This is a genomic window from Bacteroidia bacterium, assembly GCA_019695265.1.
GTDB lineage: Bacteria > Bacteroidota > Bacteroidia > JAIBAJ01 > JAIBAJ01 > JAIBAJ01.
Genome location: JAIBAJ010000201.1, coordinates 1 through 2,955 on the forward strand (window position 1 = coordinate 1; position 2,955 = coordinate 2,955).

A 2,955-nucleotide genomic window follows, 5' to 3' on the forward strand; every position below is an offset into this window, starting at 1 on the left:
GCACGGTTGCCGTTCCCTTCTCCCAGAGGATCTGCAGGATCTCCAGCTCTGATTCTGTGGGTTTTACCAATTTAGGTGCTGACATGTTTCGAATTTTGAGCTAAAATACGAGTTTATTCGTAATTGCCAAAGGGTTACCCGGTTTTTAGGGATTTTTAACATTGGTAGGACGCATTGGGGGGGGAAAATGTTACATAGAAGTGGTGAGTGGAGATTGAAAAGTGAAATATGGGGGTTAAGCCAAGGGTTTTATGGACGATCCGTAACTTTTCTAGATTTAAGTTTTACATCAAAAAATGCAGGTTTTATAGGAAATTGAAAAGTGAAGTCATTCGGACTCACCGTAATAAATAACCTAGATTTTTTAATACTAGAGTTGATTAATCTCTTAATAAGTACCCCATTCCAAATACATTGATTTACTAAATTCTATTAGAATAATTTGCTTGCACTGTACAGATAAATTATCTTAGTAAATAGCCAACCTTATCCTTATCTACTTTGAGAATTCTTCTTCATGAATTTACTTCAAATGATAAGTTAGTTTCATTATTTGAATTTATAAAATAATAGAACTTTTCACTTTAAAAAAAGTTTATGAAAACAGTTAGTATGTTGATTCACTTTTTGTCTGGAGAGTTTTTGCTAAAACAGTTTCCAAATGGAGGAACTATAGTTTTTTTACGTTCAATAATAACTAGCATATTCCTTTTTGGTTTTGTTGTTGTTTCAATGGGAATTTTAAAAACCGGGTTTGGACCTAGTGTTCGTTGGGATGTAGTTATAAAAGTTATAATTGAAAAGTATGAAATCGGATGTGCAATTTTTGCTGGTTGTTATACGGTTTTTTATACAAGATTCTCTTCTCAATGGTCATACTTAGCTGGTGTTTATAATCAGTTGTTAAATGCAATTGTTCAAATTGGTCCTAATCCTTCAGATGAACAAAAGGAGGCACTTCTTTTATGGAAGGCTGGTATTTTGGAAGATGCATATATATTACATTTAGCTGCAAAACCTATGTTTGCACCATTCGTGAAATATTATTTAGAAGATCCTGAAGTTGTAAGAAGATTTAGGGAGTCTTCTCTTAATAGCGAGACAATTCTTGATAATCTTAAAAGGGTTATTTCAAAAAGACATAAAATTAACATTAATATACCGCCAAAAGAATCGGTTTAAAAAAATGGAATTTGATTTTAAGTTTAATTTTCCGTTTTTGATGATATGTTGAAACTTTAGATAATCATTTTTTTGTATAAGTTATTTCAATTTTACTTTTAAGATTTGATGTATCCGGATTCCTTTTAAAAAATACATTTACATGAAGAAAAATTAATTATTAACTAATTTGAAACTTACTACCGTAGACTTTTCCATCCATAGTAGAATAAGTTAAGATGATATTTTATATGGCTAACGTCTTTAAAGTAAATTAGAGTTAGCGATATGTACCAATTATTCTACTGGGACATTTTTTACTTTAACATCAATGCTTTCTCCTTTCACCCCACGCCCATTCAACCCCGCCGAAATCCGGCTTTTGACCACCCTCAATAAGCGGCTGGAAAAGGTGAGTGACACTAAAGTGAAGCTATATCACTTTTTTATTGCGGCAATTCTGGGTGCCGGTTTTACCTGGGTCGCTGCCAGTATACCCGATAGTTTCTGGACTTTTCTGACAGGTACCATCGCCATCCTCTGTTTCTCGTTCATTGTTTTTACTCCTTATGAGTTATACAAGCAAAGACGAAGACTCCGTTCTTCAAAGCAGGTGATGGAACAGACCATAGAGAAGGGCTCCGTATCAGTCAGTACCATCCTTGCAACCAAGATCGCACTGGCCAAAGAGTACGAAGACGAAGGTGATCTGTACATTGTGGAATACGAACCCGGTAAGGTATTTTTTATTTGGGATACTGATTACAAGCTGAACAGGTTTTTCCCTTGCCTGGAATTTGAACTCTATGAAGAATCATTTGCTCAGCTTTCAGGCCGGCAACTTCATGCTTTAAGTGAAAAGATTCAGCCCATAGTGATCGACAGGAAGGCCAAATGGAAATACCTGTCAACATATTGGGCACCCGGTCAGCTGGAGACTATGGAAACGGATTTTGACGAACTGATCAAAAAAATAAACACCTGCCTTGAATAAACACCAAGCACTTCCATATTATTTAAGAACAGCAAAAAGTGTTTTACTTACATTACACCGGGAAAGAGGTCTGTTCAGGCGCGGTCATTCACATCCTGTAAAACACATTCTGGTTTGTATTTTTTCAGCACTCTTTGTATATTAGTACAACCCCTCCTGTGAGAACTTCCCTGCCACAGGGTTGATCCGTTCCTGCACCATTTATGCCACACAAAAATAGTTAATGCGATGTCATTCCGTTTATTATTCCGTTCACTCACTGTTGTTTTATTTCTGTTGTGTACAGTAAATCGTTACGGGCACAGGATGATGTCAGCCTTCCAGCCATACCATTCAAACTTCATTGGGTCAATAAGCCCGTAAAGTTCAGCCAGTCCCCTGCATCCCTGACTATCGTGGCCGGAAAGGAAACCGATATGTTCCGCGACCCTAATGTGACCTACAATACGGATAATGCACCTAAGCTCCTGTTTACCCCCGATAGCAATTTTGTTTTTTCTACGGGTATACGGCACTCCTTTACCAGCAAATGGGATGGTGGCGCGATCGTGATCATTGAAGACAGTCTTAACTGGATCAAGTTTTGTTTCGAAAAGGATTATACCGGAGCCCGCCGGGTGGTCAGTGTGGTCACCAAAGACATTTCAGACGACTGCAATTCTGTAGCCATCAACGGCGACCTCGTCTATTACAAAGTGGCCAAGGCCTCCAATGTGATCACACTCTATTATTCGCTGGATAATAAGAAATGGTTCCTCGTTCGTCACCTCCAATTCAACAACAAGAAAGACCTGAAGATC

3 protein-coding genes are annotated in these 2,955 nt (G+C 37.6%); all 3 read left to right on the forward strand.

What is annotated here, in order from left to right; all coding sequences use genetic code 11:
- The first annotated feature begins 597 nt into the window (after positions 1-597).
- Entirely contained in the window at positions 598-1,182 is a 585-nt protein-coding gene (locus tag K1X82_15285; protein MBX7183474.1) for a hypothetical protein, read from the forward strand.
- 310 nt (positions 1,183-1,492) lie between these two features.
- Positions 1,493-2,155, forward strand: coding sequence for a hypothetical protein (locus K1X82_15290; GenBank protein ID MBX7183475.1), 663 nt, complete (start codon positions 1,493-1,495; stop codon positions 2,153-2,155).
- Positions 2,156-2,433: 278 nt separating this feature from the next.
- The coding region (locus K1X82_15295; protein MBX7183476.1) for a DUF1349 domain-containing protein at positions 2,434-2,955 on the forward strand (522 nt) is incomplete at its 3' end.

Excerpts from the sequence above, each read along its gene's own strand:
- K1X82_15290 (MBX7183475.1), top strand. The coding sequence starts at position 1,493 with ATGCTTTCTCCTTTCACCCCACGCCCATTCAACCCCGCCGAAATCCGG.
- K1X82_15285 (MBX7183474.1), top strand. The coding sequence starts at position 598 with ATGAAAACAGTTAGTATGTTGATTCACTTTTTGTCTGGAGAGTTTTTG.